The organism is Gardnerella vaginalis ATCC 14018 = JCM 11026, from assembly GCF_001042655.1.
In the GTDB taxonomy this organism is placed as follows: domain Bacteria; phylum Actinomycetota; class Actinomycetes; order Actinomycetales; family Bifidobacteriaceae; genus Bifidobacterium; species Bifidobacterium vaginale.
Genome location: NZ_AP012332.1, coordinates 261,734 through 284,614, shown reverse-complemented (window position 1 = coordinate 284,614; position 22,881 = coordinate 261,734). Strand labels below are relative to the sequence as shown.

At 43.5% G+C, this 22,881-nt stretch carries 16 protein-coding genes and 1 tRNA gene; 3 read left to right on the top strand and 14 right to left on the bottom strand.

The window, feature by feature from the left end:
• Nucleotides 1–87: 87 nt before the first annotated feature.
• The 5 genes from GAVG_RS01050 to nusA all read right to left on the bottom strand — a co-directional run bounded on the left by GAVG_RS01050 (nucleotide 88) and on the right by nusA (nucleotide 7,575).
• Entirely contained in the window at nucleotides 88–1,425 is a 1,338-nt protein-coding gene (locus tag GAVG_RS01050) for a riboflavin kinase (RefSeq protein WP_009993790.1), read from the bottom strand.
• 89 nt (nucleotides 1,426–1,514) lie between these two features.
• Entirely contained in the window at nucleotides 1,515–2,717 is a 1,203-nt protein-coding gene (gene truB, locus GAVG_RS01045) for a tRNA pseudouridine(55) synthase TruB (protein WP_013399447.1), read from the bottom strand.
• Nucleotides 2,718–2,753: 36 nt separating this feature from the next.
• On the bottom strand, nucleotides 2,754–3,335 hold the full coding sequence (gene rbfA / locus GAVG_RS01040) for a 30S ribosome-binding factor RbfA (protein WP_004111977.1): 582 nt from the start codon (nucleotides 3,333–3,335) through the stop codon (nucleotides 2,754–2,756).
• Between the two features lie 2 nt (nucleotides 3,336–3,337).
• The gene (gene infB / locus GAVG_RS07595; protein WP_409337743.1) at nucleotides 3,338–6,271 is read right to left on the bottom strand and encodes a translation initiation factor IF-2; all 2,934 of its coding nucleotides are present in this window, start codon (nucleotides 6,269–6,271) and stop codon (nucleotides 3,338–3,340) included.
• 254 nt (nucleotides 6,272–6,525) lie between these two features.
• A complete protein-coding gene (gene nusA / locus GAVG_RS01030) occupies nucleotides 6,526–7,575 on the bottom strand; it encodes a transcription termination factor NusA (RefSeq protein WP_004111973.1) in 1,050 nt (349 codons plus the stop codon).
• Between the two features lie 221 nt (nucleotides 7,576–7,796).
• Between nusA and GAVG_RS01025 the strand changes: the two genes are divergently transcribed.
• On the top strand, nucleotides 7,797–8,750 hold the full coding sequence (locus GAVG_RS01025; RefSeq protein WP_009994443.1) for a hypothetical protein: 954 nt from the start codon (nucleotides 7,797–7,799) through the stop codon (nucleotides 8,748–8,750).
• 446 nt (nucleotides 8,751–9,196) lie between these two features.
• Here GAVG_RS01025 and GAVG_RS01020 read toward each other — a convergent pair whose 3' ends face one another.
• The 8 genes from GAVG_RS01020 to GAVG_RS00985 form a co-directional block, all read right to left on the bottom strand.
• Entirely contained in the window at nucleotides 9,197–10,531 is a 1,335-nt protein-coding gene (locus GAVG_RS01020) for a C1 family peptidase (protein WP_004118354.1), read from the bottom strand.
• A gap of 178 nt (nucleotides 10,532–10,709) precedes the next feature.
• Nucleotides 10,710–12,101, bottom strand: a complete 1,392-nt coding sequence (locus GAVG_RS01015) for a coiled-coil domain-containing protein (RefSeq protein ID WP_004111967.1) — start codon at nucleotides 12,099–12,101, stop codon at nucleotides 10,710–10,712.
• Nucleotides 12,102–12,210: 109 nt separating this feature from the next.
• A complete protein-coding gene (locus tag GAVG_RS01010) occupies nucleotides 12,211–12,882 on the bottom strand; it encodes a pyroglutamyl-peptidase I (protein WP_004115940.1) in 672 nt (223 codons plus the stop codon).
• A 31-nt stretch (nucleotides 12,883–12,913) separates the two neighbouring features.
• A complete protein-coding gene (locus GAVG_RS01005) occupies nucleotides 12,914–13,879 on the bottom strand; it encodes a polyphenol oxidase family protein (RefSeq protein ID WP_004575086.1) in 966 nt (321 codons plus the stop codon).
• A 54-nt stretch (nucleotides 13,880–13,933) separates the two neighbouring features.
• Nucleotides 13,934–14,791 carry an aldo/keto reductase gene (locus GAVG_RS01000; RefSeq protein ID WP_004115945.1) on the bottom strand — a complete coding sequence of 286 codons (858 nt, stop codon included), beginning with the start codon at nucleotides 14,789–14,791 and terminating at the stop codon, nucleotides 13,934–13,936.
• 126 nt (nucleotides 14,792–14,917) lie between these two features.
• Nucleotides 14,918–17,662 (bottom strand): polyribonucleotide nucleotidyltransferase, encoded by a 2,745-nt coding sequence (locus GAVG_RS00995; RefSeq protein WP_048653116.1) that lies wholly within the window; start codon nucleotides 17,660–17,662, stop codon nucleotides 14,918–14,920.
• A gap of 434 nt (nucleotides 17,663–18,096) precedes the next feature.
• Entirely contained in the window at nucleotides 18,097–18,366 is a 270-nt protein-coding gene (gene rpsO, locus GAVG_RS00990; protein ID WP_004111957.1) for a 30S ribosomal protein S15, read from the bottom strand.
• Between the two features lie 145 nt (nucleotides 18,367–18,511).
• Entirely contained in the window at nucleotides 18,512–19,192 is a 681-nt protein-coding gene (locus GAVG_RS00985) for a DedA family protein (RefSeq protein ID WP_009994439.1), read from the bottom strand.
• A 377-nt stretch (nucleotides 19,193–19,569) separates the two neighbouring features.
• Here GAVG_RS00985 and GAVG_RS00980 point away from each other — a divergent pair, with 377 nt between their 5' ends.
• The gene (locus GAVG_RS00980) at nucleotides 19,570–20,217 is read left to right on the top strand and encodes a hypothetical protein (protein ID WP_004111953.1); all 648 of its coding nucleotides are present in this window, start codon (nucleotides 19,570–19,572) and stop codon (nucleotides 20,215–20,217) included.
• A 163-nt stretch (nucleotides 20,218–20,380) separates the two neighbouring features.
• Nucleotides 20,381–20,453, top strand: a tRNA-Ala gene (locus GAVG_RS00975).
• A gap of 311 nt (nucleotides 20,454–20,764) precedes the next feature.
• Here GAVG_RS00975 and GAVG_RS00970 read toward each other — a convergent pair.
• Complete coding sequence (locus tag GAVG_RS00970) at nucleotides 20,765–22,756, bottom strand: serine/threonine protein kinase (RefSeq protein ID WP_009994438.1); 1,992 nt, start codon at nucleotides 22,754–22,756, stop codon at nucleotides 20,765–20,767.
• Nucleotides 22,757–22,881 lie beyond the last annotated feature (125 nt).

Here is a 22,881-nt window from a genome sequence, read left to right as displayed (position 1 = left end):
CACCGCAGCTGCAGCCAATAATCTGATTAAATCAGATTCCAATCAAGCTAGATCAAGAAAAATCAGCCTAAACTAATCTAAACCAGCTTATCGGTTTTCAGCATCAGTTATTTCTCGCACTTTCTCAACATCGTGTCTCACAGCATCCTTAAGAGTCTCAACAGAATCGAAGGCATGTTGAGGACGTAAGAATTGCGCAAATTCAATGCAAATGCGATGACCATACAAATCCTGCCACTTATCCGTTAAAGCATAAGCTTCAACCACGCGATTTTCACTATCATTAGGATACGTAGAAGAATCTGCGCCAAAATCAGAGATAGAATCAGATTCAAAGATATCGCCAGAATCACCAGAAACTACATTCTTAACAGAAGAACCTTCATTCGATTCAGCAAAAGTTGGCTTAGTTCCAATTGAAATCGCAGCAGCCCAACGCCATGGCGAATGAACTCCAAGATGCAACTCATCCTTGCGCAAAACGCCAACACTCGGAATGTTAGAAGAATGCAAATTATCTGCACTAGCCTCGTCCGCATCTAAATCAACAATCCAGCCAGCGTAAACTCCATCAACAGGCACATACCCATCAATACGCTCGCCCAAATTCACTGTTGGGAAACCGATTTCACGACCGCGCTCGGCACCATGAACCACAATACCCTCAACTCTATGCGGCTGGCCAAGAACATCCCTAGCATCGCGAACCCTACCATTCGCGAGCATCCATCGCACATTCGTAGAGCTCCAAGCACGAACCTTCTTATTCGGCATACCTTTACTCCAAGCGCGATATTCCGCCTTGTTCATACCATCCGCAGGGTCTTTTGGCTCTCCATCTTCAGACGGAACTTCTGGCACAATTGGGTCTGGAACACGAACATCCCCTGGACCAAAATCGTCTACCACAACCAAATCAAAAACGCCCGTAGCCTGCGCAAGCTCCTTAATCGCATGAACATTCCCAGCTCTACGCGCTCCAAGAGCTGCATCCGACCCGAGTACAAGTGCACGCATACCAAGTTTTCCAACAAGCTGCCCTAGGAAGAATCTGTATGATTTTGCAGCAAAAGCTAGGCTGTATCGAACAATAATCACATGATCCACGTCTAGCTGCTGCAAAACCCTAAGACGCTGACGAACACTTGTTAACGCCTGCGAATCCACTGGAATCTGCGCGTTATCTCCAAAATCGTCGAATAAATCTGGGTTTTCATGAACCACGCTTGGTCGCGGATCAAACATTATAACCACAGAAAACGCATTGTTTTTGCGAGCAAGATCAACGGTGCGTTCAATAACTTTTCTATGCCCTAGGTGCATGCCGTCAAACACACCTATCGTAACAATCGCCTTACGCTGAGCACTTAATGTTGGCCAATTAATCATGCCGTTGGCATCTGGTCGAATGTTGATGACCTTCATCATATCCTTACTATTCGCAACTATCCGAAATAAGCAGCATTCCTGCCGCGAACCCTTATTTTCACACTATTAACTATTTTACCAGCAAACTAGCTTTGTACAAATACCACAATAGGTTTAGCTTCTATTTGATTTATGTTTTTTTCATTTTTTTCTTGTAACTTGGAGAACGCTCTGCTTCCCCCTGCGGTTGCTGGCGACTTTTCAGCGGTTTCCAGAACTGCAACAACATCGTTTTGCTCATCTTTTTCGGCTTTTACGTATGCAATAGTATTTTTTTCGCTAATCGCAGGAATCACTATTTTTCTACCAAAACGCAAGTCTTTAGCCTGATTTTCGCTGATTTCAACTGTTTGCATGGTTAATTTTGCGGATTCAAACATACTTAGAACACGATTTTGTAAATCATAGTTTTTTTGTGCAGATTTTTTGCAAGAAGAATCTCCAGATAAGTCGCAAGCAACCGAACTGTTAGAAACACTGTCAGAAAAATAGTCAGAAACACTATCGTGTCTGTCAGCTACAACAGCCTTTGCGCGAGTCTGAGTCACGCCATTCTTGTCCGTAAATGTACGAATCCTAGTTTCAAGTTTAAGAACCCTATCATCTTCTACCGAAAATTCGCCAATTCGAGTTCTCCTAAGACTTACTAAATGTCCTCCTACACCAAGAACACGCCCTAAGTCGCGAGCAAGTGCGCGAATATACGTGCCGCTAGAACAAGAAATACTCGCACGCACATCAACAACTTTTGCACCGCTTACACCAACATTAAAACGCGCATCCAGTAGCGAAAAGTCATGAATAACAACTTCTCGCGGCTCTAAATGAACATCTTTACCTTCACGCGCTAAGTCATAAGCACGCACACCGTTTATTTTAATAGCCGAAAAAGCCGTTGGAGTTTGCATAATGTGCCCAGTAAAATTCTTAGCGATTACGCAACGCAATTCTTTAAGAATCTCATCAGTATTTGCAGAGTTTAGAATGCTATTTTCATCATCAACACTTGAAACGACATCACCATCTGCATCATCCGTATTGGTTGATTCGCCAAGACGAATCACAGCCTCGTAAGTCTTATCGTGACCAAGCAAATAGTTAAGCAAGCGAGTGGCGTTACCAAAACCAAGAATCAGCAATCCTGTAGCCATTGGGTCAAGCGTTCCCGCATGACCTACGCGTTTAGTGTGCAACAATCCTCTTGCACAAGACACAACGTCATGGCTGGTAACGCCTTTCGGCTTATCTACTAATAAAATGCCTGAAGATGATGTTTGAGAACTACTCATTACTAAATTTTATTTGATTAATTATTTGATTTAAAACTATAATTCCAAATGAGCAGAATCATCTAAATCGTCGGTTGCTGGCGACTTATCTTCTACAAAATCGTTTTCGCTGTTCTCATAATCCTCATACTCGTCGGAGTCATCAAAATCATCAGAATCATCGGAATCGTCAAAATCCTCATCTTCACGAGGCTTTTTATACGGATCCTCTTCACCAGCGTACCGAGCATTTTCTCGCGCTTTAGCTAGCTCCTCATCACGCTTACGCGCGGCGACCAAAATGTCTTCAATCTCATGAGCTTCACTAGGAACCTCATCGTAAACAAATTGGATTTGAGGAGTTAAACGCAATCCAGCCTTAGCTCCAACTAGAGTGCGCAAACGCCCCTTAGCCTGTTGCAAAGCTTGGGCTGCACGCTGACGCTCACCCTGCTCTTTACCAACAGTACCAAGCTGTGTCCAATACACTTTAGCAATCTGCAAGTCGTTAGTAACTCTCACTTCTGTAATAGTCACATTAGCAAGTCGCTTATCGTGTAAATGAGCCTCCATGTTGGACGCAATCACTCTGTGAATCAGAGCCGCAATTCGCGCGGCTCTAGGGTTTGTTCCTGCCATAATTACTTGCGCTCAATCTGCTTCATTTCAAAGGTTTCGATTATATCGCCAAGCTCAATGTCGTTAAAGCTGCCAAGGTTAATGCCTGCCTCGTAGCCTTCGCTAACGGATTGAACATCATCCTTGAATCTACGCAAGCTGGAGATTTCAAGATCGTTAACAGTAGCAACACCGTTACGCAAAATACGGCACTTTGTACCGCGCTTAACTTCGCCGTCTTGAACCATAACACCAGCAATATTGCCAAACTTGGAAGAACGGAAGATTTCACGAATCTCAGAGTGAGAAGTAACAACCTCTTCAAACTCTGGCTTAAGCATACCCTTCAAAGCAGCTTCAATATCTTCGATAGCCTTGTAAATAACCGAGTAGTACTTGACTTCCACGCCCTCGCGGTCTGCCAAATCGGCAACCTGACGGTTTGGACGCACGTTGAAGCCAATAATCACAGCCTTATCAACTGTTGCCAAGTTCACATCATTCTGAGTAATTGCACCAACACCGCGGTGAATAACCTGAATTCCAACTTCGTCGGAAACCTCAATCTTCATCAAGGAATCTTCCAAAGCCTCAACAGAACCAGAAGAATCGCCCTTAATAACAATGTTGAGCATATCAACTTCGGACTTAGCGAACTGTTCCTTAAGGCTTTCAAGAGACACAACCTTGCGACGCTTAGCAAGCTGAGCTGCACGCTCTGTAGCTTGGCGCTTTTCGGCAATCTGACGAGCGGAACGATCGTCGGATGTGACTAAGAACAAGTCTCCTGCAGTTGGAACAGAAGTCAAACCAAGCACCTGAACTGGCGTAGAAGGACCTGCCTCTTGCAAGTGGTTGCCATTTTCGTCGAGCATTGCGCGAACACGACCATAAGACGTACCTGCAACAATAGAATCTCCGACTTTAAGAGTGCCTTGCTGAACAAGAACAGTAGCAACAGCGCCACGACCCTTATCAAGTCGAGCTTCAACGGTTGCACCACGAGCATCCATGTTTGGATTTGCCTTAGGGTCAAGCTCAGCGTCAGTTGTCAAAAGAACAGCCTCAAGAAGCTTATCTACGTTGGTTCCCTGCTTTGCGGAAATATTCACAAACATGGTGTCGCCGCCGTATTCTTCTGGCACAAGACCGTACTCTGTAAGCTGACCGCGAACCTTATCTGGGTTTGCTCCAGCAACATCAATCTTGTTTACTGCAACAACAATAGGCACGTGAGCAGCCTGCGCGTGGTTAATTGCTTCAACAGTTTGAGGCATAACGCCGTCGTCTGCTGCAACAACAAGAATTGCAACGTCTGTAAGCTCTGCACCACGAGCACGCATAGCAGTAAATGCTTCGTGGCCTGGGGTATCCAAGAACGTAATCTTGCGCTTGTCTCCATCTAAAGTAACCGTAACCTGGTAAGCGCCAATACGCTGAGTAATTCCACCAGCTTCTCGAGCTACAACATTCGACTTACGAATAGTATCAAGCAAACGAGTTTTACCATGGTCAACGTGACCCATAACAGTAACAACTGGAGGACGAGTTACAAGATTATCGTCTTCTTGAAGTTCTTCTTCATCCAAATCAATGTCGAACTGTTGAAGAAGCTCTTTATCTTCTTCTTCTGCAGAAACGAGATTGATATTCCAACCGATTTCTTCGCCAAGAATCTGGAATGTTGTTTCATCCAAAGACTGAGTAGCTGTAGCCATTTCTCCAAGATGGAACAAAACGGTTACCAAAGCAGCTGGATTTACATCAATCTTTTCTGCCAAATCAGAAAGCGTTGCACCTTGACGAAGTCGAATCGTAGCGCCATTTCCAGAAGGAATACGCACGCCGCCAATCACTGGTGCTTTAAGCTCTTCGTATTCTCTGCGCTTTGCAAGACGATTCTTGCGAGCCTTAGAGGACTTTCCACCCTGACGACCAAATGCGCCTGCAGCACCTGCGCGACCGCGACCACTGCCACGAGATGGACCAGCATTTGGAGCGCCTGCAGCCGCAGCTTGGAAGCTTGCAGCCTGATTTGCATTAAAGCGCGATTCTGCAGACGGACGAGAGCTTGCGCCATTACCGCCGCCCTGACGATGTGAACCAGACCACTGCGAAGAGCGGTTCGAACCATTACCGCCGCCCTGACGAGCGCCTCCGCGACCACCGCGACCGCGACCACCGCCGTTGCCATTACCGCCGCCCTGACCAGGCTTTGCTCCACGAGAATTTTCTGCAGCAGCGCCTGGACGTGACATTGGGTGAGGACGAGGAATATCACCAGGTGTAGGAGCGCGCATACCTTGCTTTCGGCTGAACGGATTGTTACCTGGACGAGGAGCAGAACCAGAGCCAGCACCCTGATGCGGACGAGGGCGTGGAGGCATCTGAGAAGAACGATCTGACTTAGAAGAACGATTTTCCCCGCGCTTATCGCCTCGTGCATCGTTACGATTTTCGCCACGCTTATCGCCTCCACGCTTAGAATCAGCGTTAGCGATAGCATGTGGCTTTACGTGACCAGCAGAAGGCTTAGGAATTACACCATTTGGAGTGGAAGATGAATGATTTTCTTTATTGTCACTATTATCATGATTATCATGTGACTTTTGCGAAGAATGCTGTTTTTCCGAAGCTTTTTCTGAAGACTTATCCAAATTTCGTTTTTCAGCATTATTCTGAGCCAACGACTCCGATTTAGTAGAAGAATGATTAGTCTTATTCGAAGAATTATCAGCATTCTTATTTGCAGCAGGTTTCGCATCATTCTTTGCAGCAGACGATCCAGAAGATGATCCAGCGGACGCAAACTCTGTTTTTAATCTACGTGCAACAGGAGCCTCTACTGTTGAAGACGCGGACTTAACAAATTCGCCCATGCTCTTCAACCGCTCCAACACGGTTTTGCTGTCTACACCAAACTCTTTAGCTAGTTCGTATACGCGCTTTTTTACCACTCAGTGTTCTCCTCAGTCTGTGGCAGCGCAAAACGAACGCAGCCACTTTATATTTTTATAAGATTCTTATTCTTATGCTCTTTAGTGAGATACCTCATAATGCGATATCTCATCGTGCGACCATGATTTCAACCATGATTTTCCGTACCTCGTTCCCACTAGGCAGAAAGCTGCGCATAAGCCCAAATTGCAGCTTTCAGCATACTCGAAACGTTGGATTCTCGGGAGTGTCGCTAATGCTAATCCACGGGATGTTACTCTGCTGAAACCTTAGAATCAGCATTCATTTCTTCCTGCTTCTTAGCATGTTCTTCCGCAGACTCAATACCAATCTTCCAACCAGTAAGTTTTGCTGCAAGCCTTGCGTTTTGACCTTCCTTACCGATAGCAAGAGAAAGCTGAGAATCATGAATAAACGCTACAGCTGTCTGGCTCTTTTCACTAACAACATGAACCTGTGTTGCTGTTGCTGGAGAAAGAGCAGCGGCAACAAACTTCGCTGGATCTTCCGACCAATCAACAATATCTATTTTTTCTGGACCAAGATTCTCCATAACAGCACGAACACGAGAACCACCAGGACCGATCAAAGCACCCTTTGGATTAACACCTTCCGTGTTGGCACGAACAGCAATCTTAGTGCGAGCGCCAGCTTCGCGAGCAATAGCCATAATCGAAACTGCTCCAGAAACAAGTTCTGGAACTTCGCGCTCAAAAAGTCTACGAACAAGATCAGGATGAGACCTAGAAACAACGATTTCTGGACCACGCAAACCACGAGCAACGTTCACAACGTAAACACGAATACGCTCACCATGACGATATCTTTCACCTGGAACCTGCTCACGACGCGGCAAAATCGCCTCAACATCTCCAACAGCAACATGAATATTAGAAGGATCTTTAGAATCCTGCTGCACAACGCCGTTAATCAACTTTCCTTTTTGTCCAGAAAAAGCACCAAATACGCGGTCATCTTCTACTTTACGGAAAAGTTGAGTAATAACCTGACGTGCCGTAGCAGCAGCAAGACGTCCAAAATCACGAGGTGTATCATCGTATTCTTCGCCAAGAGTTGGTGCTGGATGAGGATTATCTTCCGTAGGAACTCCAGGAATCTCGTCTTTTGCCCACACTGTAAAGCTGCCAGCACGCTCATCTAATTCAACGCGAGCATGCCTAGCTGGGTGAGAAGTCTTCATGTATGCAAGACGCAAGGCCTCGGCGAGTGCCTCGTCCAGCTCCTCGGCATTAATCCCCTGCTGCGCCGCAAGCTGATGCATTCCCGCCAAATCCAATTCCATCGTGCATGTCCTCCTGTTGAAAATTCATTTATAAATTCACTTATAAAATTAACTTATTTTTCTTTTATCGCGATTAGCACACAACAAACGCGTTAAAATCTAAATCTAACAACGGTTGTAAAGCACAAAATCTTATGACTGCAATTGAAAATGTTAAGCATACAATGCCAAACGCAAAACAAGCAAACATTGGTCACAGTCACGGACTATTTTAGTAGATTATGCAGACACAGTTTGTTTTGTTAAGAAGCCTATTAGAGCGCACAAAACACAATCAAAAGCGCAATCAAAAGCATACGCAAAATCATCTTTTAATAGTTGCAGCATTAATGACAATAACGATGCTTTTCAGTGCATGTTCTAGTACAAAAGAATTAAAAAACAACAATCTGCATTCTTTGCAAAACCACGAACCTTGCTACAAAATTATGCAAAAAGCAAAATCAATCCAAGAAAAAGTGGATAAAAAAATAAATAACTTAACATCTAAAGACTTAAAGAATGCTTCTGACACATGGAAAAAAGTCGCAGTTCAATGTAACAGTAGATTCGCTCAAGGCGTTGTGTTCAGTGCCCAAAACATTTGGAAATTAGCCAATTTAAATCAAACTGGAAATGCTGAAACAATTAAGCTAGCTGAGCAACTAGAATTAAACTCTTACAAAAAAATCCAAGACTTTGCAGACAATAACAAAAACCTATACTGGAATCATGATCCGCTAGCAAAAGCAGCTGTAGCACAAGACAAACTCGCATTTCTATTGCAAACACTAGCTGCTAGAGATGCAAAAAACGTTTCACTTCGACAAAGCGACATGACGGCTACAATTTCAAACACACTTATGCACTTTGCATCAAGTGGAAGTGACTTGCGTCAAAAAGTCTATGAGATACCTAAGCAAAACCTGGAATCAGGAATCGCTAAAGACAACGCCACAGGAAAAGAACTACCTATTGTTGCAATAGCCTATATGGATTGTGCAAGAGAAGAACTAGACGCGTTAAATCAAACGATTTTCCCAATAAACAAAGACGGAAAAATAAATAATGATGCGATTGTAAGTATCGAAAATCAAGATTTTATAGGTGTACTTGCAGATATCGTAGTTTCACACATAATAAGCGCGTATTCAAACGGATATCCAACTGACGATTCTGCAATCTTTGAACAATAAACGCACTAACCTAGCAACTTCGAGCAAGCTCGGGCGCACTCGAGTAGGCTAATTTCCTAGTGAAATTAACCTAAGCTACAACATTCGCGCGGTCTAAGCGCGCGAATGTCCTCGCTGCAGCAGAAGCAATGCTTCTGCCCTAAGCAGCTCGGGCGCTTTGGAGTAACGCGAAGCGCAAAAACCACATAAATACACAATGTGACACCTGCTGCGTCTCGATTGACGCAGCAGGCCGCGTTCGCGCAAAAAACACACCGTGCTTTTTGCAAATAGCGAACGCGGCGCATTAGCATAGCTTGAAATCCTAGTGATTTCAAGCTATGCGATTTCGTTCGCGCGGTCTAAGCGCGCGAACGAAATCGCTTGCGTTGAAAGTCCACTGGACTTTCAACCTGAGCAAGCTCGGGCGCTTTGGAGTAACGCGAAGCGCATTATGCAGCTTCGCGTTAAGCCAAAGCGCCCATTGGGTCCCACGCCGGTAAAACAATTGCTGGCTCTTCAAGCGCCTTACGATACTCCTCTGGCAAAAGCGCCTTAGGCACAGCAACCTCATACACGTACTCAGTAAACCAATCGTCACTCATAGTAAAGTAACCCTTGTCGGCAATATCCGCGCCCCAAGAGTTCTCAACTCGCCAGCGGCGAGTAGTCGTGCCATCTTCCGCAACATCAACCCCAGCAAACGCCATCGCATGGTTCATCGCCGAATCAGCAAAACGCACACGCTGCTCCTTGTTTAAATCAAAATCAACGCCATAAACGCGATCATACTCAAACAAATCCGTAGCCCAAGCACCGTTTACACGATCCATCATAGGATGGCAATCCGCACCAAACCAAACTGGAATGCCCTGCTCAACGAGGATCTTACGCACACAATCCTTCATAAACTGATTTGGTACGTTCAAATATTCCGTAGCGTCTCCACCAGCAACGTTACCCAAGTGCTCAATCGCAATCTTCTTGCCCTTTGGATGCTCCGCACGCGGATCGTCTACTAAGCAAACGTAATCTTCCAGCCCAGCCGTAACATACTTCTTCCAAAACTCAACTGGCGTAATCTCGCCATCGCGATGGAACTTTCCGTCCTCGTCCGTCCATTCCCAGTCGAAGCTCTTTGGCGGCTCACCCAAGTGGATTGTAAGAATCCTATGACCTGCAGCAGTAGTTTCCGCAATTATGTCGTCAATATCTGCAGCATTAGCGTACATGTGTGCAACAGCCGTTCGCAACAAACGGCGAAGCTGAGTGTTCATAGCGTCCGTATCTTTAGACGACTCCGTTTCTGGATACAAGTCTTTAGGCACGGCACCATACTTCTTATAGACGTTCATAGCCATTGTCCACTGACCGCCGTCACCCATAACGTCGTGCAACAAATGCTGTACTAGTCTAGAATCAGCTGGTTCACCAGAGCGAACAAGAGCAGCAACATCCTTTAAGAAATAGTTGATTCGCTCAAGTTTATCGAAATACATTGCGTAATTTTGCGAAAACTCAAAATCCTTAACTTTAAGCGTTTTTTTAGCCACAAATCGCGCAACGTTCAAAGAGCTAAATAGCCAGCAGCGACCAGAATGATCCTGATGCCTTGCGTCACCATTATCCACAACCGTTGAGAATCGGCGCTGCAATAAACGCGCGCGGTCATAGTTGCGCGCTACCTTGTCGATTCCAGCGGCAGTAACACCGTTCATTGCTAAACGATTCAATGGATTTGCGTCAAAATCGTCACGCAAACCTTGCAAAGCCTCGGCACTTAATTCAGAGATCTCAGTCACTGTCTAACCTTTCTTGTTTTTCCTTATTTTATCTTTATTTTTTATAGTTTATTTTAGCCTTTTATGCAAATCTTCGGATGCTTGCGACTTTTCCGTGGAATCTCTTTACTGATTTTCTTTATGAGTTTTCACTTATAAATCCACCACACAGCACAATTCGCTACTCGCAACTCGCCACTCAGGATTCCTGAGCAATAGCTTCTTCAACTTGGGCTTGTGCGTCTTTCCTCGCCTGTTTTTGGGCATCAGCATCGCTATTATCCGAAGCATCCGCATCTGCAGAATCGCCAGAATGCCCCTGCCCAGAAACAGCATCACCAAAATCAAATCCAGAAAAAGCGTTTGCAAACAAAGACCTAAGCTCGGTAACACGTTGCGTAATTTGCGCTTCCCTATGCTGCAATTGTGTTAGGCGCGCCGTCATACCATCCAGCTCCTGCTGAGCTGCTGCCCTACGCTCTTCCACTTGAGCCGTAGCATCTTGCATAGCTTTACGAACGATTTGTGCAGCCTGAGCATCCGCATCCTTATGCGCCTGTGCAGCATAATTATCCGCATCCTGATGAATAGTTTTTGCCCTAGCAACAAGCGCATCAGCCTCTTCTTGAGCAGCGTGTTCTCGCTCTTTCAATCCAGATATAAGTTCGTTCACCTTTTTTGTTGCTTCTTCTTGCTGAGCTGCAATATCGTTTCTAATTTGCTCAACTTCTGCACTAACCTGGCTTAGCGTGCGCGTACGCTCAACTTGCGCTTCGTCTGCAATCTCCTGGGCTTTCGCAGCAGCAGCATCTGTAATTTCTCCAGCCTTGCGCTGCGCATCCGCCATCATCTTTGTTGCTCGCTCCTGCATGTCTGCAAGTTTCTTGTTTGCTTCTGCCAAAGCCGACTCAATCTGATCATTTGTCTCTGCTTTAGCATGAGCAATTTCCGCGTTTGCCGCAGACCTCTGTTCCGCGATTTTCTGCGCTGCATCCGCTTTTAGCTGTGCAATTGCTCGCTCCTGCTCGGATTTTTCGGATGCCATTCGCTTCGTGTGTTCTTCTCTAGCGTTGTTTATTTCCAGCGTTGCAGCATCTCTTTGTGCAGTAACATCTTTGTTTGTTGTTTCACGCAAACGCTGCGAGTCTTCTTTTGCCGCACTCGTCATCTGGCTTGCCTTGTTGCTTGCTGTAGAAAGCAGCGTATCCGCTTTTGTTTGAGCCTCTTGCAGCAAATGCTCTGCGTCTAATTTTGCATTGTTTAGCAAGGTTCCCGCCTGCGCCTGAGCAGTTTTTTTAATCGACGCAGCGTCTTGCTTTGCGCGTTCAATTAGCTGCGAACTCGTCTGTTCTGCCGACGCAAGTAATTGTTGCGCATTTGCGCCCAAAGATGCAAAAGTATTCCCGCTTTTTGCACGTTTAACATTATTTTTTTCTTCTTGCAATTGTGCTTGCAATTGAAGAATAGATTCGTCACTAGATCGCACTTGTTCACGCAGACGCGATATTGTGCGCTCGTAGTTAGAAAAGGCTTCGTTGACTTTATCTTTGTCGTATCCGCGCAAAGCAGTTGGGAAACGATCTGGCACCATAGTTTTTCCTTTCACAAACCCCCGCACGATTCACTAACTTATCGTGCACACTCCATCAGCAATAACGCTATCACTTTAGACGCAAAAACACTCGGGCGTGTCGAGCGAACTACTCGAGCAATATGCTTAAAGATGAAGGTTTCATATAGTATTTTACGGCTTCACGAATTATGTTTTGACCAGCTTTTATTTGCGAATCTAACGGCAGCCCATGCCTAGCGTCATGAGTTGCAACAACTGGAGGAAAACTTACAAATCCTGCGATTATCTGCTTTTTAGAATTATTGGACGCCCAATTTAATAGCCTATAAAACAGTGAGTTGCAAACGTATGTTCCTGCATCCGAACTTAGTGTTGACGCTATTGCATCGTGAGCAAAATCGTTCAGAATCATTCGCAATGGCAACCTAGTCCAATATGCAGATGGTCCATTTTCAACAATTTGTACACTTTGTGGAGTGTGGTTATCTACGTCTGGTTTAGTTGCGTCCATAATATTTGTGGCGCACCGTTCTAATTGCACTCCGCGAGCAGTATGTTTTACCCCTGTTGCTATTACAATATCCGCATCTTGCGCATTAATCATTTCTAAAAGCTGAGGCCATGCGTTTGCAAAGCTAATCGGCAGCATTACAGACTTGATATTTACTCTAACATCTTCTGGAAGATCAAGCTCCTGACTTGAATATTGTTCTAAAGCCAATGGCACTTCGTAAGACGGGTTTACGCTAAGATCAGCATATGGTCCAAATCCTGAAATAACTACGTTAATTTGCTTCATAACAATAGCTTTCTACGAATAGCTTTGCTTTTTACTTATCTTTGACTATAAGCGCAAGCAATCGTCCTTCATGTGATTTTCCAGCAAGACCTGCGCGTCTATGAGAATACCAGAGTGGATTTTCCAACGTGCACATTGGGTTTTGCAACGCCTGAAGGCGACTTTTCAGCGTTCCACCTTCGCAATCAACATCGCAAACTGTACTCAATTCTTCGTCTTCTGCCAAATATTGAGTTGCAGCTGTAACTCGCGGCAAAGCGTCAACAACGTTTGCAACTCCTGCCAGCGCTAAATCAATGCGGGCAGCTTCAGCAATATCAATTCCCACTCCACCAAAACGCGTTTGCGTTGCAGTCTGTGGGTAGCGTCGCTCAAAGTCGCTAGCTATTTCTTCGCCAACTTCATAGCAATCGCCACAAATACATGGTCCAAGAACAGCTGTTATATTCGAGCATTCGGCTCCTTTCTCACACATTGCTTCAATAGTAGAATCAAGTACTCCAGCCATTAAGCCTTTTCGTCCGCAATGCGCTGCAGCTATTACTCCAGATTCACTATCGGCAAGTAAAACTGGTAGGCAATCTGCAGCAAACATTCCTAAAGCGAGTGAGCATGCTGTTGAAACTTGCGCATCAGCCTCAATTCGCACTTTTGAATCTGCAAAACCTGTTGCATCGAAACCGTACTGAGTGTTCCATGAATCAACTATTGAATCTGCATCAAATACGTTATTTCCATGCACTTGGCTAACAAGACACAAGTCGGCTTTAAGAGTATTTTGCAAAGCACAACGGTTGCTAAACACAGCTTTAGCATCGTCGCCAGCTTTGCCACCTAGGTTAAGCGACGCAAAATCACCTTCGGAAATGCCACCTAATCGTGTTGTAAAAACGGCGTGAGCGCGCGATCCCAATGGCACTGGAATTGTCACTGGAATTGGCAACCCGTGCGCGTCTTCATGAGCAAGTGGCATTCCTGCTACGCTAGTTTCCTGCATATTATTCGCTTTCGTTTTGTTTTATTTGCTGTAACAAGTTATTTGCCGTAAAAGTTAGCCCAAATAAGCTAATTCTTCATCGCTTAACTGCAAATCCGCAGCTTTTAGACTATCCAATATTGTAGCTGGCCTATGCGCGCCTGGAATAACAAAAACGTTATTTCCCTTAGCAAGCTCCCAAGCCAAAACAACCTGCTGATAGCTAACTTTATGAGCATCTGCCACTTTGCGGAATGGGTCAAAAAGATGCTCGTCATATGGGTGACGGAACCCTCCAAGAGGACTCCAGCAAACAAACGCAATTCCAAGCTGCTTGCAATATTGCAACGTGTCTTCATTCTCTAAATGCACTGGAGAATACTGGTTTTGCACAGCCACAAGCTTTTCTCCAAGAATTCCGCGCGCAATGTCAATCTGCTCAACAGATGCGTTAGAAATGCCAATTTCGCGCGCAACTCCTTCATCGAGCAGCTGTTGCATTGCTTCAATCGACTCATTGTATGGAACTTCTGGATCTGGCCTGTGGAAGTAAAGCAAATCAATCGTATCTACGCCAAGAGCCATTGCTGACTCTTTAGCGTGCGCAATCAAATGCTCTGGCTTACCATCTTTACCCCATGTTGGTCGTCCGTCAGTAAAGTTGCGGAAGTGTCCGACTTTTGTTGCAACTAAAATAGAGGACTTGTCTCCATTCCAACTTTCTAAAGCTTCGCGAACAAGCTTTTCTCCAGTTTGTTCCTCGCCGCCAGAACAATAGTATGCCCATGCTGTATCGATATGAGTGCAGCCTGCATCAAGAGCTGCATGAATAGTTTCGATACCCATATCGTGTCCAAGATTGTTTTCAATCGTCAATGGCATTTCACCAAAACCAATAGAAGTGGTTTTAAATGACCCTAAAATGCGATCCATAATAGTATTTCCCTTATTTTAAGCCGTTTTAAAATGCCCCCAAGTGCAAAAGCTACTTGAAGGCATTTAGAATTATTTTTATTTTATGCGACTACGCTTTTGTGCGTTCATCTATTTGACTTAAGATTAATCCTCGTCAAATGGGTCAAAATCGCGACGGATCCTACGACGAGGGCGCTCAGAACGCTCTTCGCGAGATGCGCGATACTCATCATAGTGATCGTCATCAGCTGCGTAACGTGGATTACGGTCGTTTCCACGACGATCGGCATTGCGATGAGCAGACCTATCTTCATGGCGATCATCGCGATTATCCCTGCGATCATCCCTATCATCATAACGATCTTCACGTGGAGCGCGTCGGCGAGGACGATCTTCAAAATCGTTGTTATCGTAACGATTATCCCTGCGATCATCCCTTCTGGAAGAACGATCCTCATAACGGTCAGAACGATCGCTTCTATCGTTTCGATCATTCCTATCGTCATAACGCGAATCACGATCATCACGAACATTACGGCGGCGAGGGCGCTCATCCCTATCGCCCCTATCATCCCTATCGTCACGTGGAGCGCGTCGGCGATCGCTTCTGCGATCATCCCTATCATCACGATCTTCGCGAGGAGCGCGACCACGGTTTTCGCGAGGCGCTGGAGCAGAAGATTCCTGATTCTCAAAACCTGGAATGGCCAAAGAAATCTTACCGCGCTCATCCACGCTTTGTACGATTACTTCTACGTTATCGCCTTCCTTAAGCACATCTTCAACAGTATCAATGCGCTCGCCATTAGCAAGGTTACGAATCTGAGAAATGTGCAGCAATCTGTCACTTCCAGGAGTCAAGTTTACGAAAGCACCAAAGCTTGTTGTCTTAACAACCTTACCAGTGAAAGTTTCACCAGCTTTTGGAATACGAGGATTTGCAATAGAGTCGATGATTTCCTTCGCCTTCTGAGCAGCTTCGCCGCCTTCAGAAGAAATATAAACAGTACCGTCATCTTCAATGGCAATCTCGGCACCAGTTTCTTCTTGAATCTGGTTAATCATCTTGCCCTTAGGTCCGATTACTTCACCAATCTTATCTACAGGAATCGTAGTTGTGATAATGCGTGGAGCAAATGGGCTCATCTCAGCTGGGCAATCAATGCACTCGTTGATAACTTCAAGAATCGTTGCACGAGCTTCGTGAGCCTGCTGCAAAGCGGCAGCCAAAATATCAGCTGGAATGCCATCAAGCTTAGTGTCAAGCTGCAAAGCAGTGATGAACTCGGAAGTACCAGCAACCTTGAAGTCCATATCTCCGAAAGCATCTTCTGCACCGAGAATATCGGTCAAAGTCTTGAAGATATGCTTTCCATCAACATCTCCCGAAACCAAGCCCATAGCAATACCAGCAACTGGAGCCTTCAAAGGCACACCAGCTGCAAGCAAAGAAAGCGTAGACGCGCAAACAGATCCCATAGAAGTGGAACCGTTAGAACCAATAGCTTCAGACACCTGACGAATAGCGTATGGGAACTCTTCACGACTTGGCAAAACTGGCACCAAAGCCTTCTCAGCCAAAGCACCATGACCAATCTCGCGACGCTTTGGAGATCCAACGCGACCAGTTTCACCAGTGGAATATGGAGGCATTTCGTAATTGTGCATATAGCGCTTAGTCTGCGGACCAGAAAGCGCATCCACTTGCTGCTCCATCTTAAGCATGTTCAAAGTAGTTACGCCCAAAATCTGGGTTTCACCACGCTGGAATAGCGCAGAACCGTGAACGCGAGGAACAATATCTACTTCGGCACTAAGCGTACGAATATCGCGCAAACCGCGACCATCAATTCTGTAATCTTCCGTTAAAATACGACGACGAACAATCTGGCGCTGCAACTCCTTGAAGGCGTTACCAAGTTCCTTTTCCTTCTCCTCATCGTCCATATCAGTAAACTCTTCTGCGATTGCAGCACGCACGCCTTCCTTAATTTCAGCAATACGGTCTTGGCGTGGAAGCTTTTCAGCAATAGAAAGAGCCTCGTTCAAATCAGCATGAGCAATCTCATCGATTCTTGCATAAAGTTCGTCAGTGTATTCTGGGAACAGCTGGAATTCCTTGGTTTCTTTAGCTGCAATACGCTTCAACTCATTCTGAGCGTCGCAAATAACCTTAATAAAAGGCTTTGCAGCTTCCAAACCACCAGCTACAACTTCCTCATCTGGCTTGATTTGACCCTCGTTATAGATCAAATTCCAAGCGTTCTTGCCAGCGCCAGCTTCGATCATTGCAATAGCAACATCGCCATTTTCAATAACACGACCAGCAACAACAATCTCAAATACTGCACGCTCGCGCTCACTCCAACGTGGGAAAGCAACCCACTGACCATCAATCAAAGCCAAACGCACACCAGAAACTGGGCCTTCAAATGGCAATCCAGAAATCATAGTAGATGCAGATGCAGCATTCAAAGCAATAACATCGTATGCATCATCTGGATTAATTGCCAAAATTGTTTCAACAACTTGCACTTCGTTACGCAAAGTGTGTGGGAACAATGGGCGTAATGGGCGGTCAATAATACGGCACGCAAGTGTTGCCTCATTTGACGGGCGTCCTTCTCTGCGGAAGAAAGATCCTGGAATCTTTCCAGCAGCATACATTTTTTCTTCCACATCAACAGTTAATGGGAAGAAATCGTAATTTTCCTTTGGGCTAGATCCTGCAGTCGTCGTCGACAAAATCATGGAATCATCATCCAAATATGCGGCAACAGCACCGTCTGCTTGCTGAGCAAGGCGACCAGTTTCAAAGCGTAGCGTACGCTTTCCAAATGAACCATTATCAATAACGGCTTCTACAGCCTTAATTTCGGGACCCTCCACGGGTTCCTCCTTTTCTTAACTTACCTAATCAACCAACATGCGTAATAACATTGACAACTTCGCTTTTGTTATTTGTTTACCTCTAACATCCACGCGAATTTGCAAATTTGCATATGCCAATGTTTCTTTTCGTAGTGTTTTTTGTTTCGGCTACTTCAATCATCCATATTCAATTATGCTTCTAAATCTTCAGTTATAAATCTTATGAATCCTAAATTCTAAAATCCAAAAATATAAGTCTCTACAATATTTTCTATAGTTTTTCCATAACTCTACAAATTAGACACTATAAGTCTGTTTAAAACTAATAGATTTAATTCAAGCTTTTCTATTCTACTTCAAACCCACTAAAACCGATAAACCCGATAAATACATAATGAAAATATTCATCATGAAAATATAAAAGCCCGAGCTTATGCCCGGGCAAAAAAGACTTATCGACGCAATCCGAGTCGATCGATCAAAGAACGATAACGGTTGATGTCTACACGCTTCAAATAATCAAGAAGACGACGACGATCACCAATCATGAGCATCATACCACGACGAGAGTGGTGATCATGCTTATGCTCCTTCAAGTGATCAGTAAGGTCAGCAATACGCTTGCTCAACAAAGCAACCTGGACCTCTGGGGAACCCGTGTCACCCTCATGTGTCGCGTATTCGTTGATGATGCTCTTCTTATCTTCAGCCGTCAATGCCACGGCGTCCTCCTTAATATCACTGCGCGGTGCTGCAACCTTATGATGCAGCGCTCTCAATCCGCGGGCGTTACACGCCAAGTGTTGATTCTACAACAACGTGTTAACAAGATTAATTCGATTGAATACTCGTAATTCTACTAATACCCTACTTCTCCAAACATTTCTTAGCTTTGTTAGCAGCATGAGCTTTATAAAGTCCAATAAACGTTGGTACAAGAGAAATCAGCAGAATCGCCACTATAACAAGCTCAAAATTCTTCTGAACAAAAGGAATATTGCCGAAGAAATATCCGAGCATTGTAAAAAGCGACGACCATACCACTCCACCAAGAATCGAGAAAGGAGTAAAACGAGTCCAACGCATTCCAGAAATACCCGAAATAAAAGGCATAAAAGTTCGTATAAACGGGAAAAACCTACCTAAAAACACAGCAAGAGGACCCCATTTATCAATCATCTTCTCTGTTTTAGCAACGCGTTCTGGAGTCAATGCCTTAACTTTACCAGATTCAACAATTCTTCTGCCGAAAAAGTGTCCGATGAAATAATTGCACTGGTCGCCAACAATAGGTGCTATCCACACAACCGCGAGCAAAAGCATAAGCGGAAGAGAACTTTTACCAGTTTGCGAATCTGGAGCAGCAAAGAATCCTGCTGCAAAAAGCAAAGAATCTCCAGGCAAAAATGGGAAAAACACAACGCCTGTTTCAATAAAAACGATTAAGAATATCAATCCCAAAGCAGGAGCTGTACCTATAGCAATCCAACCAGCTATAGCTGAACGCGGGTCTTTAAGAAGATTAAGAATAAAATGAATAAATCCCATAAGAATACCTAAAATCCTGTTTTGTAGTGCCGTGTTGCACTTTTTATGCACGCATTTTGCGCGGATTAACAATTATATTGCACGCTTTAGATTATGAGATTATGATTTGAATCCTGAATTTGTTTCCTTAAAACCGATATTTGACTACAAAACCAAGAACGCTAGCGCACTTACCGTGCACACGCAACACAGACTAACGATTAAACATGCTGATTAACAAGATGATTAACAAGCTAACGATTCGAGATTTTTTACAGACAATCAGGCGTTTTTCGCGTATATTTTATTTTGCTGGTAATGTAGTCATTGAGAATTTGATATTACAAATTTGATCTAGCTTTAAAGTGTTTAACGCGTTTAAAGGAGAGTGGCAAAAGATGGATCAGCGTAAAGCAAACACTGATGCTAACGCAGATAAAACACTTGAATCACCTAACGAATTGGAATCTGAGCTATCGATAGCAGATATTTCCAAACGTCACTCTAATCCTAAACGCTGGATACTCTACTTTGCAGTGCTTCTAGCAGCAATAGTCATTCCATATTGGATAGGTAGAACATTAGCAGTACAACACACTTCATGGGTTGTTCAACATTATTCTGGTTTAACACCACAAGGCGTTGTGTTTATAGCATGGGTTACAACCGTTGCAACAGCTACAACACTAGCAATGGCATTAATAGAGTCTAAAAAATGGCTGTGGAGATTTTTATTCGTTATTTTTCTAACGATTGAACAATTTATAAGCGGCTTATGCTTGCTAAGACTAAGCTTTTGGTACTCAACATACGTCGTTTATGGGTCTGCAGCTGGACTAGCTAATGCAGCAAACCTTGGAATAATATCTGCAGGATTTGGCGTTGCTGTATACGCTGTTTTATTCGTAGGACTACTTGTAATAGTGCCTAAAACATCACGCTTAAATGTGCTGACTTGCAGCTGGGCATCATTTATAATGTTCTATACTATTGAAGTCTTAGCGATTCTTGTGGTGATTTTTGGCGGATTTATGACAGCAATGTAGCTTCCACATATGCATACTAAATGTGTGCACTATATGAAAATACAAATAAGTATTAGGCGCATTATTATTGATATTTAAACGTTTTTTGCAACACTCCATACCGGTTTAGCATTGTACTTTTACGCACCTTGTAGTACAGTGTGCAGAGTTGTTGTAGAACAATGGGGCTATAGCTCAGTTGGTAGAGCGCTTCGTTCGCATCGAAGAGGTCGTGGTTTCGATTACCATTAGCTCCACGAAGCCCACTGCATTCATTCCACCGCAGTGGGCTTTTTCTTTTCTTACTTACTATTGCGCGATTCCTTGTTTGCTGTTGCGCGAAGTTTGAGTATTTCTCTCCTCGCAAGTCCCGTCGCTACGCTCCTCTTTTATTGCTCGTATAGAAATACATCAAACCTTCTGAATATCTAAAACTTTTGCGTATCTTTCATCACCGAGATTCTCGATTTTTCTTGCTTCTTCAGCGAATCACCATTTCATGCTGAGGTTCGCTTCATCCGCTGCAAAAAATCTCGAATCTCCACCGCACCTAGTGAATCCTTAAACATCAAATATCGCCATTGTCAAATATATTTTCAATTGAATCAATTAACGGATCTGCTTGGCTCATTATCTGCTTAACTCTATTGTCAACGTTTTTATTTTGCGACTTTATAGATCGCGCTAAATCTAACGCGTCGTCAAAAATATTTTCAATACTATCTTGACTAACAGCATAAGACTTAAATAAACTAATCCACGATTTTAGCGAATTAAAAACAAGTTCACACGCATCTATTTTTACAATCTCGTTCTGATTTTTCTTAGCATTTTCAATAAAATTATGCAACTTCGTAATATAATCAACATTTTGCGGCTTGGATTTTCCTTCCGCATAAGATGCAAAGCTTAAATACTCACTTCCAATCGAATAATACATTGATGCCAACTCATAGTCTTTTGATTTAACACCTTTTAACGCTTCTTTAAACCATTCAGACGCTGCTGTTATGCGAGTTTTTCTATTTGAATCACTAACTTCTTCCCCGTTTTCAACGCTATAGTACCAATATGCTTTGCCCACGGATAAGCACAACTCATACCAATCTTCAGATTTTTTAAGCATGTTTTTATACTCATTGATCAATGCTGTAAAATCTTCTCTTTCATCAAGAGTCCACCGAAAATCTTCAATTTGATGCACTAAAAGTCTGAGTATTGGTTGAATGGAAAGCGGCTGAATATTGGCATTAAAAAGTTTTATTTGCAATCGCATGGCTTGCTTAACATTTTGAATCACCTGCTTAGAATCCATTGATTTTGCCGCTGTTCTCATGTAGTTTTTATATTTTTCAACATCACTTATTTTCTCTATAGCATTCTTGTTTCTTTTTTCACGATTGTCACGAGCCACTCGCGCATAATCATTTTTTCGACTATTTATTTGACTATTTGATGTTAAAGAATGCAACGATGTTCCTATCAAAAAGCAGCCAATAATCACCATTAGTATGCAGCAAATAATTTTGATTACAATATTTCGATGAGTATTTCCACTACTCTTTTTATGACTATTTTTACGGATACTCCTACGGCTACTCTTACGCCTATCGCGACGATTATTCTTATAATGATTTACACGCGACCTGATATTTTCTATACCCTCTACGTCGGAATCTAAATTGTCACCTAAATAATTTTCTAAGCAATCCTCTAACGACTGAGCAAATTCTTTACAATCCGCATAACGCTCCAAAGGATTTTCTAACATGGCGCGCATTAAAACAGCTTGAAGATTGTTAGCAAAACCACCATCTGCTAAGTCGAAGTTAGTAAAGTGCTTTGTAGCATCATAATGCCCTGAGTTTTCTGAGTTTCCTGAGTTTATAGTCTCGTTATTATCAGAAAAACATTTACCCGTAAGAGCAAACCACAATGTAGCACCAAGAGAATAAACATCAGTAAAAACGCCTATTTTAGATTCAGTCTTAAAAAGTTCTGGAGCAGCAAATCCACGAGTGGCAAAACGCGCATCTTGTTTAAATCTGCTTGGTTGCACCAATACACCATCTTTATTTTTAATTTCTAATGCAGATCCGAAATCAATTAAATAAACCTTTGAATCTGCACCAAGCATAATGTTAGATGGTTTTAAATCACAATAAACAATAGAAGGATTAAGTGAATGAAGATATTGCAACAAGCCGCATAATCGTATGCCTAAATTACACACTTCGGCAGGATTCATAACACCTTCTTGTAAAATCATTGATTTTAAAGAAAATCCGTCAACATAGTCGCGAACAGCGTATGCTCTGCCATTCTCCTCAAAAAAATCAACAATTCTAGGTATAGAAGGATGATTGCAATGATTTAAAACCTCAACTTCTGCACGCAAAGATTGCAAAATCAAGGCTTTTTTATCGTCATCAGAATCAGTAGCAGTTTCTTTTACAGCCCACTGCTTATGAAGAACATTATCTACCGCAAGATAAACAGTAGATGTTCCTCCAGCTCCCAGTTTTCCGAGAATCTGATATCTTCCACCCACACAAACCATATTTGCCGCACTTTCATAAAATCAAAATGACAATAATCCTGTGCTGCAAACTTTATAGACTAATTTGCGTATTGAAAATACTTACAGAACAATGTGTACCAAAGCCATCAAAACCCTAGAAAAAT

What these genes read in the sequence shown, in the direction of transcription:
- GAVG_RS01015 (WP_004111967.1), bottom strand. Translation starts at nt 12,101, where the DNA reads ATGGTGCCAGATCGTTTCCCAACTGCTTTGCGCGGATACGACAAAGAT.
- rbfA (WP_004111977.1), bottom strand. Translation starts at nt 3,335, where the DNA reads ATGGCAGGAACAAACCCTAGAGCCGCGCGAATTGCGGCTCTGATTCAC.
- nusA (WP_004111973.1), bottom strand. Translation starts at nt 7,575, where the DNA reads ATGGAATTGGATTTGGCGGGAATGCATCAGCTTGCGGCGCAGCAGGGG.
- GAVG_RS00970 (WP_009994438.1), bottom strand. Translation starts at nt 22,756, where the DNA reads ATGGTTTGTGTGGGTGGAAGATATCAGATTCTCGGAAAACTGGGAGCT.
- GAVG_RS01025 (WP_009994443.1), top strand. Translation starts at nt 7,797, where the DNA reads ATGCAGACACAGTTTGTTTTGTTAAGAAGCCTATTAGAGCGCACAAAA.
- GAVG_RS01005 (WP_004575086.1), bottom strand. Translation starts at nt 13,879, where the DNA reads ATGCAGGAAACTAGCGTAGCAGGAATGCCACTTGCTCATGAAGACGCG.
- GAVG_RS01000 (WP_004115945.1), bottom strand. Translation starts at nt 14,791, where the DNA reads ATGGATCGCATTTTAGGGTCATTTAAAACCACTTCTATTGGTTTTGGT.
- GAVG_RS01050 (WP_009993790.1), bottom strand. Translation starts at nt 1,425, where the DNA reads ATGAAGGTCATCAACATTCGACCAGATGCCAACGGCATGATTAATTGG.
- truB (WP_013399447.1), bottom strand. Translation starts at nt 2,717, where the DNA reads ATGAGTAGTTCTCAAACATCATCTTCAGGCATTTTATTAGTAGATAAG.
- GAVG_RS00985 (WP_009994439.1), bottom strand. Translation starts at nt 19,192, where the DNA reads ATGGGATTTATTCATTTTATTCTTAATCTTCTTAAAGACCCGCGTTCA.
- GAVG_RS01010 (WP_004115940.1), bottom strand. Translation starts at nt 12,882, where the DNA reads ATGAAGCAAATTAACGTAGTTATTTCAGGATTTGGACCATATGCTGAT.
- GAVG_RS00980 (WP_004111953.1), top strand. Translation starts at nt 19,570, where the DNA reads ATGGATCAGCGTAAAGCAAACACTGATGCTAACGCAGATAAAACACTT.